Origin of the sequence: Pseudomonas viridiflava, from assembly GCF_003702045.1 — a bacterium.
Classification (GTDB): domain Bacteria; phylum Pseudomonadota; class Gammaproteobacteria; order Pseudomonadales; family Pseudomonadaceae; genus Aquipseudomonas; species Aquipseudomonas viridiflava_C.
In genome coordinates, this window is record NZ_RBTP01000067.1 from 1 (window position 1) to 227 (window position 227).

A 227-nucleotide genomic window follows, 5' to 3' on the forward strand; every position below is an offset into this window, starting at 1 on the left:
ACGCTGGTGTGCGCCGTTTTGTAGTCGCCGGTGGCGAAACCTCCGGTGCGGTGGTTCAGGCGCTGGGCGTGCAACTGTTGCAGATCGGCGCACAGATCGACCCGGGCGTTCCGGCCACGGTCAGCAGCGGCGCACAACAGCTGGCACTGGCGCTCAAGTCCGGTAATTTCGGCGCTCGCGACTTCTTCGCCAAAGCCCTCAAGCAACTGGCGGGGGCAGCCTGATGA

General features: G+C 65.2%; 1 protein-coding gene. It reads left to right on the forward strand.

Features of this window, described 5'->3' with window-relative positions; translation table 11 throughout:
* The coding region (locus ALP40_RS20670; RefSeq protein WP_310887072.1) for a nucleotide-binding domain containing protein at positions 1–224 on the forward strand (224 nt) is incomplete at its 5' end.
* Positions 225–227 lie beyond the last annotated feature (3 nt).